The following is a 12,805-nucleotide window of genomic DNA, read 5'->3' as shown; positions in this document are numbered from 1 at the left end:
ATCCGCGAAAAGTTGTCTTGTGCCGAGCGGCTGGCGTTACAGCCACCCTTTGCGCTTGAAGAAGAGGCCGGTGCCGAGCGATGACATCACCATCAGCACCAGTGACATGGGATAACCATACTCCCAGGCGAGCTCCGGCATGCGGCCAAAGTTCATGCCGTAGATACTGGCGATCAGGGTCGGCGGCAGGAAGATCACGGCGGCTACCGAGAAGATCTTGATCACCTTGTTCTGCTCCAGATTGGTCACCCCCATGGAGGCCTCCAGCTGGAAGTTGATCTTGTCGAACAGGAACTGGGTGTGGGGCAACAGAGATTCCACGTCGTGCAGCATCTCGTCGATCCACTTGTTCTGCTCAAGGCTCATGCGCTGGCGCAGGCTGCGTTTGAGGAAACGCAGGGCGCGGCGGGTATCGTGCAGAGAGAGACGGATCTGGCCGTTGGCCTCTTCCTGTGCCATCAACTCTTTCAACATGGGGTTGATCTGATCCGGCTCGAAGATCTGATCGGCGGTGTTTTCCAACGTTTTGTAACCATCTTCGATAAGGTCGGAAAGGTACTCTACCTTGAGGTTTTGCACCTCCAGCAGGATGTCGAGGGCATCCTCCACTTCAAGCCGATCTTGGCGCATGTAGTGGCGCAGCAGGCGTACCAGCCCGATGTCATCTTCACGAATGCTGATCAGCAGGTTGTTGCGCAGGGTAAAGGAGACGTGGACACCCTTGGTGTCACGACCGATCCGCTGGGGAAACAGGGAGTGAATGTGCAGACCATCGGTATCCCAGTAGAAACGGGCGGATGCTTCGATGTCGTCGAGCTCTTCTTTGTCGGGGACCTCTTCCAGGAACAGGCCCGTCAACCATTCTCGCTCTGCCGTGTCCGGCTTGTAGGCATCCAGCCAGACCGTGTTGTCAGGTACTATGTCGTCAGGCCCGAGCGTGACTATGTCCAGCACCTTGTTGTTGAGAATGTAGGCGGTGATCATCTGTCCCCCCTTAAAAAGTCATGGGTAATCAGGGATGGTTGCACAGGTCATGCGGCCTTAGATCGCAGCAGAAGGCGATCCCGTGGATAAGCAGATCGGGCCGATGGAAAACCTGAATGCGGCGAACTATACAGGGGCGGGCCGCGCTTGTCAGGGGCTATTCATCAGGGATTCAGCTTGTTTGTTCAAAAAACCAGCGAGGTCGGAGCACCTGAGCGGCTATGCGGGGTAGAACCCGCCTTTGGCTGGGGGAGGGCTAGCTGGGGCTGCTTGTTGCCGCTACCCCGCTTCATCAGATATTGGGATAGTTGGGCCCGGAGCCCCCTGTGGCGGTATCCAGACGATGTTTTGGGGCTGAGTATCTTTGATGTCACCGCATCTTGGCATCGCCGTATTCCATCACATATTGGGATAGTTGGGCCCGGATCCTCCTTGTGGCGGTGTCCAGACGATGTTTTGGGACTGAGTATCTTTGATGTCACCGCATCTTGGCATTGCCGTTCCATCACATATTCGGATAATTGGGCCCGGAGCCCCCCTGTGGCGGTGTCCAGATGATATTTTGACTGGGATCTTTAATGTCACAGGTCTTGCAGTGAATACAGTTGGCTGCGTTGATTTGCAGTTTGGCCGCGCCTTCCATTTCCAGTACTTCAAACACCCCTGCCGGGCAGTAGCGTTGGGCGGGTTCGGCCCAGGTGGGCAGATTGACCTCGACCGGAATGCGCTCGTCCTGCAGCTTGAGGTGGCAAGGCTGATCCTCGTCGTGACTGGTGTTGGCCAGATACACAGACGAGAGCTTGTCAAAGCTCAGTCTGCCATCGGGTTTGGGGTAATGGATGGGCTCGCAGCGGCTGGCCACGCGCAGCTGACGGTAATCGTGAGCCTTATCGAGCAGTTTGAAGGGCGAGTTTGCGCCAAACAGCCGTTGCTCCAGCCAGTTGAAGGCACCGCCCAACCAGGGACCATAGCGATGAAGAGCCGCGCCGAAGTTGCGCGCCGCCTTGAGTTCGCGGGCCAGCCAGCTCTGGTGCAGCTCGTCACCATACTGGGCCAGATCCCGGCCCCCTTCATCGCCCCCCCGCAGGGCCATCGCGACGGTTTTTGCCGCCAGCATGCCGGACTTCATGGCGTTGTGGATCCCCTTGATCCGGGAAAAGTCGAGAGTGCCCGCATTACAACCGATCAGCAGGCCGCCCGGGAAGTGCATGCGGGGCAGGGCGTGCCAGCCCCCCTTGGTGATGGCGCGGGCGCCATAGCTGATGCGCTCCCCATCTTGCAACACGCCGGCGATAAGCGGGTGATGCTTGAGGCGCTGGAATTCGTCGAACGGGCTGAGCCAGGGATTCTGGTAGTTGAGATCGACAATCAGCCCGACCGCCACCTGATCCCCCTCCATGTGATAGAGATAGAAGCCACCGTGGCTATTGCCGCCCCCCTGCTTGCCAAGGGGCCAGCCACTGCCGTGCAGCACCTGTCCCGCCTTGCCTTGGCCAGCAGGCAGTTGCCACAGCTCCTTGAAGCCGATGGCATAGTGCTGGGGCTGGGCAGGGCTTGCTAGGTTGAAGTCGGCGATCAGCTGCTTGCCGAGATGACCGCGGGCCCCTTCGGCAAAGAGGGTGTAGCGGCCGAGCAGCGCCATGCCGGGCACATGATCTGCTTTCGGATTGCCCACCCGATCCAGCCCCAGATCGCCGGTGATGACCCCCTTGACCCGGCCCGCTTCCATGATAAGTTCGCTGGCGGTAAATCCCGGGTATATTTCGACTCCCAGTTTTTCCGCCTGTTGGCCAAGCCAGCGGCAGAGATTGCCGAGGCTGATGATGTGACAGCCCTCATTGTGCATCCGGGGCGGTACCGCCCAGGCGGGGAGTTGCAGGGAACGTTGCTCGCTTTGCAGCAGATGAACCTGATCGTCGCTGACCGGCACGCCGAGCGGCGCTTGCTGCCAGCCATCCGGCAGCAGCTCTTGCAAGGCGACGGGATCAAACAGGGCGCCGGAGAGCAGATGGGCGCCAATTTCCGCCCCCTTCTCCAGCAGACAGACAGAGAGAGTGGCATCCTGCTGTTTCAGGGCGATGGCTGCACTGAGCCCCGCCGGTCCGCCGCCGACGATGACGACATCAAATTCCATTGCTTCCCGTTCCATCTTGCCTCTGCGCTCTGGTTGGCCTAGGGTAATGCTGGTAGTTTACGTAAACGTAAAGTAGTTGTAAGCAAAGCTGAGCAAGAAAAAGCAAAAAATCAGGGAAGAGCGTACTGCAACAAACGCAGAGGCACACTAATGAATTCAATCCAAAGAGACGAGGCATGACCCCATGAAGCTGCTGGTCGCAATCAAACGGGTAGTCGACTACAACGTCAAGATCCGGGTGAAGGGAGACGGCTCCGACGTGGAGCTGGCCAATGTGAAGATGGGGATCAACCCCTTTTGTGAAATTGCGGTGGAGGAGGGGGTCAGGCTGCGGGAAGCGGGTATCGCCAGCGAGCTGGTAGTGGTGACTTTCGGCCCTGACGCTGCCGCCGAGCAACTGCGCCATGGGCTGGCGCTGGGGGCGGATCGGGCGCTGCATTATGTCACCGACGAGACGTTCACCCCGCTCACTGTCGCCCGTGCCTTGCACAAGGTGTGTGAGCAGGAGCAGCCGGATCTGGTGCTGCTCGGCAAGCAGTCCATCGATTCTGACAACAATCAGGTGGCCCAGATGCTGGCTGCCCTCAATGATTGGCCGCTGGCGACCTGTGCGTCAGCCCTCAAGGTGGAAGCGGGGGAACTGCTGGTGACCCGCGAAATCGACGGTGGCCTCGAGACCCTGCGCATGCCGTTGCCTGCGGTGGTGAGCGCCGATCTGCGTTTGAATGAACCGCGCTTTGCCTCGCTGCCCAACATCATGAAGGCCAAGCGCAAGCCGCTTGATAGCGCTCCGTTCTCGACACTCGCCGTTGAGGTGGCCAACCAGACCCGTTTGCTCGGGGTGATGGCGCCGCCAGCCCGCAGCGCCGGGATCAAGGTGGGCTCGGTGGACGAGCTGGTGGACAAACTCAAACACGAAGCGAAGGTGCTGTCATGAGCGTGCTGATCATTGCCGAACATCATCAGGGCCATCTGGCCGACAACGTGGCACAACTGGTCACCGCCGCCGGAGCCATCGGCGGTCAGGTTGACCTGCTGTTGCTGGGTCAGGGGCTGACCGAGGCGGGTGAACAGGCGGCAGCCCTCAGCGGCGTCGACAAGGTGTTGCTTGCCGAACATCCCCTGCTGGCCGACGGGCTGCTGGATGGGGTGGACAAGCTGCTGGCCAGCTGGTGCGAAGGTTACAGCCACTGCCTGATGGCGGCGAGTGCCATGGGCAAGGCGCTGCTGCCACAGGTGGCGGCCCGGCTCGGGGTGGAGATGCTCTCCGAGGTGACGGCTATCGAGAGTAGCGACACCTTCCTGCGCCCCATCTATGCGGGCAATGCCATTGCCAGAGTGGCAAGCTCGGCGCCCGTCAAAGTGATGACGGTGCGGGCCACCGCGTTTGCCAAGGCGGCGACGGGCGGGCAGGCTCTCATCGAACGCTTGGCCGTGCCCGAATTCGCTGGTCGTACCCGGTTGGTCGAGCGCCGCGCGGTGCGCTCCAGCAGGCCCGAACTGACCGCCGCCCGGGTGGTGGTCTCCGGTGGCCGGGCACTGGGGTCCAAGGCGCAGTTTGCTTTGATAGAAGCGCTGGCCGACAAGCTGGGCGGCGCCGTGGGGGCATCGCGAGCCGCTGTTGATGCGGGATATGTCGCCAACGATCTGCAGGTGGGACAGACCGGCAAGGTGGTGGCGCCCGAGCTCTATATCGCGGTTGGTATTTCTGGTGCCATTCAGCATCTGGCGGGGATGAAGGAGTCGAAGGTGATCGTGGCCATCAACAAGGACAGCGATGCCCCCATCTTTCAGGTGGCGGACTACGGGCTGGTGGGGGATCTCTTCACTCTTCTGCCGGAGCTCACCGCCAAACTGTAAATTTGTCAGAAATGGCTGAGCTGTGGTCGTTTATGCGCTCTGCCCGCCATTTCTGTGCATGTTCCCTGCAAGCCCTGACCCGTTCAGGGCTTTTTCTACTGCAAGGGGGAGGCAGAATGACGGTAAAAGGTTGAGCCAGCTCCCAAAAAGCCTTTGATCCGCTGGCTGCTCTTGTGTAAAACCTGACAAGTCATCGATTACTCTCATCCACTCACGGAAAGCGTCATGAGCAAACAGATTTACAACTTCTGCGCCGGCCCCGCCATGCTGCCGGTTGAAGTCATGGAGCGCGCCCAGCGCGAATTTTGTAATTTTCAGGGGCTGGGAGCCTCGGTCATGGAGCTTTCCCATCGTGGCAAGCCCTACATGGCGGTGGCCGAGAAGGCCGAAGCGGATCTGCGCGAGCTGCTGGCGGTGCCGGACAACTACAAGGTGCTCTTCATGCACGGTGGCGGCCGCGGTCAGTTCTCCGCCGTGCCCATGAACCTGCTGGGCGGCGCCAACAAGAAGGCGGACTTCCTGCTGACCGGCGTCTGGTCCCAGAGCGCGGTGGATGAAGCCAAAAAGTATGGCGATATCCAGACCTTCCAGGGGGTTGCCAAGAACGAGCAGGGGATCTCTCACCTGCTGCCGACCCCGGCGTTTCGCGCCGATGCGGCTTATGTTCACTACTGCCCGAACGAAACCATTGATGGCATCGAGATGTTCGACATCCCGGCTACCGGCGAGGTGCCGCTGGTAGCAGATCTCTCCTCCACCATTCTCTCCCGTCCTCTCGACGTGAGCCGCTTTGGCATCATCTATGCCGGTGCCCAGAAAAATATCGGGCCGTCCGGGCTTGCCATTGCCATCGTGCGCGATGATCTGCTGGATCAGGCGAGAGCCGATGTGCCCTCGATTTTCGACTACAAGCTGACTGCCAAGAACGACTCCATGTTCAACACGCCGCCCACCTACGCCTGGTATCTGGCCGGTCTGGTGTTCGAGTGGCTGAAAGAACAGGGTGGCCTCGAGGCGATGGAAGCGCGCAACAAGGAGAAAGCCGACTTCCTCTATGACTATCTCGATCAGTCGAGCTTCTACGGCAATCAGGTTGATGTCAGCTGCCGTTCGCGCATGAACATCCCGTTCCAGCTGAAAAATGCCGAGCTGGACAAGCAGTTCCTGGCAGAATCGGAAGCGGCCGGCCTGCTGGCCCTCAAGGGGCACCGCATTGTCGGTGGCATGCGCGCCAGCATCTACAACGCCATGCCGCTGGAGGGGGTGAAGGCCCTGGTGAGCTTTATGGATGACTTTGCCAAGCGCAACGGCTGAGAACAGAGCCCCTATGTGTTTGCTGGTGGCCTCTCGTGACAACCCGTGAGCTGCTTCCAGCTATCGCAGTGATTCAAGACGCCGGGGATACCCGGCGTCATTTTTTCAACAGAACCAGCGCGCTGGCGTTTGCCGTGCGATTTCCCCTGAAAGTGCCCTTGCCGAGCGGGACGCAGGCTGTTAACGTCCGGACAGGCGTTTATTTTTGAGATAGCACAGGAAGTCTATGAATTCGTTGCGTTTGGAACCCATTTCTCGTGTGGCTGGTGAGGTCAATCTGCCCGGCTCCAAGAGTGTCTCTAACCGTGCGCTGCTGTTGGCGGCGCTGGCTCGTGGCACCACCCGTCTGACCAACCTGCTCGACAGCGATGACATTCGTCATATGCTGGCTGCGCTGACCCAACTCGGGGTCAAGTACAAGCTCTCCGCCGACAAGACCGAGTGTACCGTGCAGGGTCTGGGTCGCAGCTTTGCGGTGAAAGAGCCGGTCAATCTGTTCCTCGGCAACGCCGGTACCGCCATGCGCCCGCTCTGCGCCGCGCTGTGCTTGGGCTCAGGTGAATATACTCTGGGCGGCGAGCCGCGCATGGAAGAGCGTCCCATCGGCCATCTGGTGGATGCTCTGCGTGAAGCGGGTGCCCATATCCAGTACCTGAAACACGATGGTTATCCGCCGCTGGTGGTGGATGCCAAGGGGCTGTGGGGCGGCGATGTACACGTCGATGGCTCCGTCTCCAGCCAATTTCTGACCGCATTTTTGATGGCAGCCCCGATGGCGGCGGGTGATACCCGGATCCACATCAAGGGGGAGCTGGTCTCCAAGCCCTACATCGACATCACCCTGCACATCATGAAGCAGTTCGGGGTGGTCATCGAGCACGACAACTACAAGCTGTTCTATATCAAGGGCAACCAGACCTACATCAGCCCGGGTGACTTTCTGGTGGAAGGAGATGCCTCCAGCGCCTCTTACTTCCTCGCAGCGGGCGCCATCAAGGGCAAGGTGCGGGTCACCGGCATCGGCAAGCACAGCATTCAGGGTGATATCCACTTCGCCGACGTGCTGGAGAAGATGGGCGCGCGCATCACCTGGGGCGATGATTTTATCGAGGCGGAGCAGGCACCGCTGCACGGAGTGGATATGGACATGAACCATATTCCCGATGCGGCCATGACCATCGCCGTTGCCGCGCTGTTTGCCGAGGGGCCGACCTCCATTCGCAATATCTACAACTGGCGGGTGAAAGAGACCGATCGTCTGCACGCCATGGCGACCGAGCTGCGCAAGCTGGGCGTCGAAGTGGAGGAGGGGCATGACTTTATCACCGTGACCACGCCGACCCAGCTCAAGCATGCCGAGATTGATACCTACAACGATCACCGTATCGCCATGTGCTTCTCGCTGGTGGCGCTGTCGGATACCCCGGTCACCATCAATGATCCTAAGTGCACGTCGAAGACCTTCCCGGATTACTTCGACAAGCTGGCCAGTATCAGCCAGCGTGGCTGATCACTGACAAACCCGTCATCACAGACGCTTCGGGCCCGCGCTGAGCGGGCCTTTATGCCTTCCTCATCCGCACTTCCATTTCGCCTAGCATCATTTCAATAACTTGCAAGATTGATATATAAAATAGTTTTGTGATTGCTGTAATTTCCTATTTACACATGCCCTGTCGCGGGCTATGTTGAGATTTCCTAATCGCAGTCATCTAGCAGGAAGCCTTGTCATGCAGCATCAAACCGACGACGTTCGTATCAGTGAAATCAAAGAGTTATTACCCCCGGTTGCGGTGCTTGAGAAGTTTCCGGCTACCGAGGTGGCCTCGTCCACCGTTTTTGAATCCCGTCAGGCCATTCACAATATCCTGGCTGGCGAAGATGATCGTCTGCTGGTGGTGATTGGCCCTTGCTCCATCCACGATCCGGTTGCCGCGCTGGAGTACGGCAAGCGCCTCAAGGCGCTGCGCGACGAGCTGAAAGATCAGCTGGAGATCGTGATGCGGGTCTACTTCGAAAAACCGCGCACCACAGTGGGCTGGAAGGGGCTGATCAACGATCCGTACCTCGACAATAGCTGCAAGATCAACGACGGTCTGCGCATTGGTCGCAAGCTGTTGCTGGATCTCAACGACATGGGACTGCCAACCGCCTCCGAGTTCCTCGACATGATCACCCCGCAATATGTGGCGGATCTGATGAGCTGGGGCGCGATCGGTGCCCGTACCACCGAATCCCAGGTACACCGCGAGCTGGCCTCCGGTCTCTCCTGTCCGGTGGGCTTCAAGAACGGCACTGACGGCACCATCAAGGTTGCCATCGATGCCATTGGCGCTGCCAGTGCGCCGCACCACTTCCTATCGGTCACCAAATACGGTCACTCCGCCATCGTGGCGACCCGCGGCAACCCGGACTGTCACATCATTCTGCGTGGTGGTCGTGAGCCGAACTACAGCGCGGCCCATGTCAGCGAAGTTGTGAAGGGGCTGGAGAAGGCCGGTCTGCCCCAGAAGGTGATGATCGACTTTAGTCATGCCAACAGCAGCAAGCAGTTCAAGAACCAGATGGTGGTGGCCGAGGATGTGGCTGGCCAACTGCGTGCCGGTAGCAAGGCGGTGTTTGGTGTGATGGTGGAGAGCCATCTGGTGGAAGGCCGTCAGGATCTGGTGGAAGGGTGTGAACTCACCGTCGGCCAGAGCATCACAGATGCCTGCATCGGTTGGGCTGATACCGAAGTGTTGCTGCGCAACCTGGCGGATGCCGTCGCAACCCGCAACGCCCGCTAAAGACGGGATTTCGCAGTCGCAGTGACAAAGAGAAAGTAATAACCAGAGGCCGCTATTGCGGCCTCATCTATTCGTGTTGCGGGGCTTAAGGCTCAGGGCAGGGCATCGGGCCTGAAGCTGGCGCGGATCTGCGGCACCAGGCTTGAAGGGTCGAACCCTTTCTCCTCGCCCAGCACCGGATGGAGCAGGGGCTTCTCTTCGATGGGGGTGATATCCCCCGCCAGCAGCTGGCGGGTAGCCTGACCCATCTGGTAGAGCTGGCGCACCGGCGCAAACTGGGTCGCCAGATTGAGGGGATCATCGGCGCGGGTGAAGGCCATCATGGGGATCTGGTAGGTGGCATCGCGCGCCGGCTTGTCACCGTGAATCCCCTTGCCGGCAGACATCAAAAACGGCTGGTGATCGCCAAAGGCCACCACCAGATAGCGCTTGTCCGACTGGTCTAGGGTCTTGAGCAGTCGCTCCAGCGAGGCCATGGCATCCACCACCCCTGTGTAGTAGGTGTTGAGCAGCTGGGTGTCACTCTCGCTCTGGTTAGGGCAGGCGCCGCTGCGCTCCTGCCCCTGATAGCGGGGGCCATCGAAGGGGCCGTGCCCCTGCATGGTGACCGCATAGGCAAACAGCGGTTTGTCATCCTGTTCGCTGCGCTTGAGTATGTGGTCGATCAGCGCATCATCGGAGATATAGAGCCCCTTGTGCTCGAGGGTGGTGAAGCGGGTGTCGAACCAGCGCTCCTCATAGCCGAGCGCCGGGATCGCCTTGGCGCGGCCCCAGAATTTTTCCACATAGGGGTGGGCGAACAGGGTCTGGTAGCCGCTCTGTCTGGCGCTCTGGGCCAGCCCCGGCACCTGCTCAGAGAGGTAGTAGTAGGGCACCACCCCCTGCTTGAGCAAGCCCACCGGCAGGCCGGTGTTCATCTCGAACTCCGCCAGCACCGTCATGCCGCCGGTGGTGGGGGAGTGGATGGTCTTTTGCCACTGCTGCACGCTGGCGGGCAGGGAGAGGGTGGGAGCCGGTGCGCAGATCCGCCCCTTCCAGTCGAGCCAGAGCGACTCATATTGCAGCACGATCACCAGATCCCAGCGTGGCGCTATGCCCTGAGGCGGATAGCTCAGCTGTGGGGCCAGCTCGTTGATCTGCAAGGGGTAGCGAAACACGCTGCCGCTCTGCAGCATCTCGTCCACCAGATTGAACAGATAGAGGCCGGGGCCGGAGCGGATGATGTCCCTGTGGTAGTTGACCGCGCGATCCACGTAGCGAATGTTGGCCCCCAGCAGCTTGTTGCCGGTCTGGGTGGCAAAGACGCAGAGGGCAAAGAAGGCGACGGTGGCGGCGGCAGTGCGCAATACCCAGCGTGACAGGGCAAAGCGCCAGCAGAGAAACAGTGCCAGCAACACGGTGAAGATGGGCAGGATGGGGTGCTGGTCGAGCAGGATCCGCAGCAGCGCCAGCAGGTTGCCAAAATCGTCCCCGCCGAGCGGCACGCCGTAGATAGCGATCTTCATAAAGTTGGCCAGCAGGCCTATACCGGAAAGCGCGGTAAAGACCAGCCCCATATAGAGGTTGAAGCCCGCCAGCGCGCAGAGGCTCCAGCCCAGCACCATGCTGCCCCAGGCGAGATAGTAGTGCTCTGGGCGAAAGCCTGACCAGAGCAGAAACTCCCCCAGCTTGAATACTACGAAGCCGTGCAGCAACACGAAGGTGAGGTTGCCAAGCAGCAGGCTGCCGATGATCCGCCAGCGCAGGCTGCGGCGCAGCTTTGGCAGCACCGTTTTTAGCACGGCGGCGCTCAGGGCCAGCACCAGGGTCAGGCTCACCACCAGATAGGTGAGGTTGAAGCCCTGCTCCGGCAGGGTTTGCAGGATCTGGCTGAAATCGCCGCTCTCGGGGCGATCCTTGAGCAGCAGACCGATGCGCAGCTGATAACGGCTGGCCAGCGCATCATCCGGGGCGCGCAGGGTGCTGTTGAGATCCAGCGAGCAGCGGTTATTGCGGCACACCTGACGCTTATCCACCGCTTGACTGAGCTGGTCAATCCGCTCCCCCTTGTCGTTGAGCAGCTCTACCCGTACCTTGTCCCCCGCTTGCAATGGCCCTCGCAACTGCCACTGGCTGCGCACCACCAGATAGAGGCCGCGGCTGTCGCTTTTATAGAGCAGGGCGTGGCGGGTGAGGGTGGCCAGCGGATTGTCGGCGGGGCCCAGCACCAGCGGCTGGGCACGGCCCAGCCAGCTGCCGGGATTGATCAGCGGCAACAACAGGGTCAGCAGCAGCAATCCGCCCAGCAGGGCAAGCAGCAGAGAGGGCAGACTCAGGACGCGGGGGCGGCCTGAGGAGGGGCGATTCATATAAGCTCATCCTTTGAGCGAGTGAGGGAGAGATCGTTCATCCGCATAGAGTTTGACCCGATGGTGCGGGCCTTGTTTCAGCTTGTCAATTTAATGACCACTTAATGAATATTTGGTTACAGCTCAACCTTGCAAATTGTGATCCCGATCGAGGGGTTGTTCGGAATATGTGATGAAAGCGTCATCATGGGGTTTTGCCACTGGCTTGGGAGGGATCTGCTGTTTAGTCTCTCGATAGCGACTGGAGGTACATGTATGAATCCCAAAGTGATGGCACGTCAGGCCAGATTGCTGCGCATGCTGGAGAGCAAGGAAGAGATCCGGATCGGACGCGAGCGCGACTGCCCGCTGCCGCTGGCCCAACTGGTCAAGCTGAAGGATAGCCATCCGGCTGTGGTCAAGGTCTATCGCCACGGTCTCACCGCCGAGGTGTTTCACCTCAAGGTGGAGGGGCATCACTGGTGCCTCAAGCGGCGTCGTCAGGATTCACTGGTGGCCAATCTTGATGGCAAGACCGCCTTTTTGACCGAGCTGGAGCGGCGGCGCGAAATCGAGGCGCTGCGCGAGCTGCATCCTACTGTCCTCTCCCACGTGGTCTGCACCAGCTTTGGCTCGGCGCGGGCCGGGGTGCTGGTCTCCCCCTGGTTGCGGGGTGTGCCGGTCCATCAGCTCAACGAACGCAATCTGGCCCAGATGCTGGAGGTGCAGGGGGAGCTGGCGCGCTGGGGCTGGTTTGACTGGGACCCGAGCCCGGGCAACCTGCTTGATGACGGCGAGCAGATCTGCGTGTTCGACTTTGGCTATATGTGGACCTTCGATCCCCGCTTTGAATACAACTCCAACGGTCTGGTCGACCCGCAGTTCCATGTGCCGGAGCGGCTGGAGACCCGCACCCTCTCCGGACTCTTGCTCGATGAGGCCGATCCTCTGCCGCAATTTCGCTACTGGCGCGAGCTTTGTCTGAAATGGGTGAAACGGGAGATCCACCACCTGATCCGTGAAGGGGCCAGCGCGCCCGTGCTGGCCCGCCTGCACGCCCTGCAAGGGGAGTGGAGCGCCGCGCTGGCGAGCGACGAGGCGCTGGTCGCCAACTGGTGGCGTGACATGTATCGCAGCCACCGACTCGATGTGGCCGATGATCTGAGCGGGCAGAGCTGCGGCCCGCTCACCCTGCGTCGCCTCGACTGGTTGATGCAGGCGGTGACGGATCACTATCCGCTGCTGGTGGACAATCTCTCGCCCCAGGAGACTGAGTTGGGCCAGACCGGGCTGCTGGCCCGCTTGCAGCAACTGCGCCGGGAAGCCGTCGCCTGTCAGTTGCCAGCCACCAGCCTTGCCTGAGCTAACACATCCGCGGAATACAAATGAACAGGGCGCCG

9 protein-coding genes and 1 pseudogene are annotated in these 12,805 nt (G+C 60.3%); 6 read left to right on the top strand and 4 right to left on the bottom strand.

Translation table 11 applies throughout. The annotated features are described in order from the left end of the window. Nucleotides 1–36: 36 nt before the first annotated feature. The 3 genes and pseudogenes from corA to ACTG2G_RS21255 form a co-directional block, all read right to left on the bottom strand. A complete protein-coding gene (corA, locus tag ACTG2G_RS21265; protein ID WP_005337059.1) occupies nt 37–984 on the bottom strand; it encodes a magnesium/cobalt transporter CorA in 948 nt (315 codons plus the stop codon). A gap of 399 nt (nt 985–1,383) precedes the next feature. After that, nucleotides 1,384–1,464, bottom strand: a pseudogene (locus ACTG2G_RS21260) (4Fe-4S dicluster domain-containing protein); the annotation flags it as partial. A 25-nt stretch (nt 1,465–1,489) separates the two neighbouring features. After that, nucleotides 1,490–3,133, bottom strand: a complete 1,644-nt coding sequence (locus tag ACTG2G_RS21255; protein WP_439985837.1) for an electron transfer flavoprotein-ubiquinone oxidoreductase — start codon at nt 3,131–3,133, stop codon at nt 1,490–1,492. Nucleotides 3,134–3,302: 169 nt separating this feature from the next. Between ACTG2G_RS21255 and ACTG2G_RS21250 the strand changes: the two genes are divergently transcribed. From ACTG2G_RS21250 to aroG, 5 genes are all read left to right on the top strand, one after another. Beyond that, nucleotides 3,303–4,055 carry an electron transfer flavoprotein subunit beta/FixA family protein gene (locus ACTG2G_RS21250; protein ID WP_439985836.1) on the top strand — a complete coding sequence of 251 codons (753 nt, stop codon included), beginning with the start codon at nt 3,303–3,305 and terminating at the stop codon, nt 4,053–4,055. Next, nucleotides 4,052–4,978, top strand: a complete 927-nt coding sequence (locus tag ACTG2G_RS21245; RefSeq protein ID WP_216978614.1) for an electron transfer flavoprotein subunit alpha/FixB family protein — start codon at nt 4,052–4,054, stop codon at nt 4,976–4,978. Before ACTG2G_RS21250 ends, ACTG2G_RS21245 begins: the two co-directional genes overlap by 4 nt. 225 nt (nt 4,979–5,203) lie before the next feature. Beyond that, nucleotides 5,204–6,292, top strand: a complete 1,089-nt coding sequence (serC, locus tag ACTG2G_RS21240) for a 3-phosphoserine/phosphohydroxythreonine transaminase (RefSeq protein ID WP_139405421.1) — start codon at nt 5,204–5,206, stop codon at nt 6,290–6,292. 226 nt (nt 6,293–6,518) lie between these two features. After that, complete coding sequence (aroA, locus tag ACTG2G_RS21235; protein WP_439985835.1) at nt 6,519–7,802, top strand: 3-phosphoshikimate 1-carboxyvinyltransferase; 1,284 nt, start codon at nt 6,519–6,521, stop codon at nt 7,800–7,802. A 220-nt stretch (nt 7,803–8,022) separates the two neighbouring features. After that, nucleotides 8,023–9,078 carry a 3-deoxy-7-phosphoheptulonate synthase AroG gene (gene aroG, locus ACTG2G_RS21230; RefSeq protein ID WP_042080388.1) on the top strand — a complete coding sequence of 352 codons (1,056 nt, stop codon included), beginning with the start codon at nt 8,023–8,025 and terminating at the stop codon, nt 9,076–9,078. A gap of 92 nt (nt 9,079–9,170) precedes the next feature. Here the strand turns inward: aroG and ACTG2G_RS21225 are convergent, their stop codons facing one another. Continuing rightward, the gene (locus ACTG2G_RS21225) at nt 9,171–11,426 is read right to left on the bottom strand and encodes an LTA synthase family protein (RefSeq protein ID WP_407956826.1); all 2,256 of its coding nucleotides are present in this window, start codon (nt 11,424–11,426) and stop codon (nt 9,171–9,173) included. 255 nt (nt 11,427–11,681) lie between these two features. Between ACTG2G_RS21225 and ACTG2G_RS21220 the strand changes: the two genes are divergently transcribed. Then, nucleotides 11,682–12,767, top strand: coding sequence for a hypothetical protein (locus ACTG2G_RS21220; RefSeq protein WP_429203860.1), 1,086 nt, complete (start codon nt 11,682–11,684; stop codon nt 12,765–12,767). The last annotated feature ends 38 nt before the right edge of the window (nt 12,768–12,805 follow it).

This window comes from Aeromonas sp. 55A (assembly GCF_051919665.1).
In the GTDB taxonomy this organism is placed as follows: Bacteria; Pseudomonadota; Gammaproteobacteria; order Enterobacterales; family Aeromonadaceae; genus Aeromonas; species Aeromonas veronii.
The sequence above is the reverse complement of the archived record's forward strand: the minus strand, read 5'-3'. Positions and strand labels throughout refer to the sequence as shown.

Bases quoted from the DNA above. Each gene is read 5' to 3' on its own strand.
- corA (WP_005337059.1), bottom strand. From the start codon at position 984: ATGATCACCGCCTACATTCTCAACAACAAGGTGCTGGACATAGTCACG.
- ACTG2G_RS21255 (WP_439985837.1), bottom strand. From the start codon at position 3,133: ATGGAACGGGAAGCAATGGAATTTGATGTCGTCATCGTCGGCGGCGGA.
- ACTG2G_RS21250 (WP_439985836.1), top strand. From the start codon at position 3,303: ATGAAGCTGCTGGTCGCAATCAAACGGGTAGTCGACTACAACGTCAAG.
- ACTG2G_RS21245 (WP_216978614.1), top strand. From the start codon at position 4,052: ATGAGCGTGCTGATCATTGCCGAACATCATCAGGGCCATCTGGCCGAC.
- serC (WP_139405421.1), top strand. From the start codon at position 5,204: ATGAGCAAACAGATTTACAACTTCTGCGCCGGCCCCGCCATGCTGCCG.
- aroA (WP_439985835.1), top strand. From the start codon at position 6,519: ATGAATTCGTTGCGTTTGGAACCCATTTCTCGTGTGGCTGGTGAGGTC.
- aroG (WP_042080388.1), top strand. From the start codon at position 8,023: ATGCAGCATCAAACCGACGACGTTCGTATCAGTGAAATCAAAGAGTTA.
- ACTG2G_RS21225 (WP_407956826.1), bottom strand. From the start codon at position 11,426: ATGAATCGCCCCTCCTCAGGCCGCCCCCGCGTCCTGAGTCTGCCCTCT.
- ACTG2G_RS21220 (WP_429203860.1), top strand. From the start codon at position 11,682: ATGAATCCCAAAGTGATGGCACGTCAGGCCAGATTGCTGCGCATGCTG.